The organism is uncultured Microbulbifer sp., assembly GCF_947498635.1.
Lineage (GTDB): Bacteria > Pseudomonadota > Gammaproteobacteria > Pseudomonadales > Cellvibrionaceae > Microbulbifer > Microbulbifer echini.
Genome location: NZ_CANMKV010000111.1, coordinates 1 through 778, shown reverse-complemented (window position 1 = coordinate 778; position 778 = coordinate 1). Strand labels below are relative to the sequence as shown.

The 778-nt window shown below is 58.9% G+C and carries 1 protein-coding gene; it reads right to left on the bottom strand.

What is annotated here, in order from left to right:
* On the bottom strand, positions 1–778 hold a 778-nt coding region (locus Q1A69_RS20035; RefSeq protein WP_299589667.1), incomplete at both ends, for a hypothetical protein.

Sequence of the window (778 nt, the reverse complement as noted above, 5' to 3'; positions counted from 1 at the left end):
CACCGAGGAAGGTGTTGCGGCTGCGGATAACTTCGTCGGTGGCTAAACCATTCTCATCGTACTGGGTGGTGGCGTAACCCAGTTGGATACCGCTGGCGTTGTAGTAGTTATCGGTGGCGCTGGATAACTTGCCGGCGGAGTCGTACTCGTAGTAGGCAGTGACCTGCCCCGCATCGTTATTGATGCGGCTGGCGCGCAGCACAAAGCCGCTGCCCTGGTCGATATGTACGGTGGTGAGGCGGCCGTTGCTGTCGTAGGCGTATTTCTCGCGGATGCTGCCGTCGCTGGCGCGGCTGGCGAGATAGCGCTGGTCGAGGCCGTTGTAGGTGATGGCGGTGCCGGTTTTACCCAGGACAATCTGGCCGTTTTCAAACTCACCGAGGGTGAGGGTGAAGCGGTTGTTTTTGTCGTAGGTGTAGTAGAACGACTGGGTCTTGCCATCAATGGTGCCGTCGAGGTTGTCGACATAGCGGCCGTCGTAAACACTGCTGACACTGCGGCGGTTGCTAAAGGCGTCGAAGGTGTAGTCGATCTGGTAGGCGTTGCCGTATTCGTCGTAGCCTTCGATATTGGTGATGCGGCCCTGTTCATCGTAAGTAGCGTTGCTGTGCTGGTACACCACGCGGCCGAGGTTGTTGTACAGGTCGTTGGAGCGGTAGTAGAGCTCGCCGGTGCGATTGCCCGCTTTGTCATAGCGGTATTCGGTAACGGCGGGGGCGACACCGTCGTTGGCGGCAGTCTGGTCGCCATCGGCGAGGCCGTTATTGCCGTAGTCGTA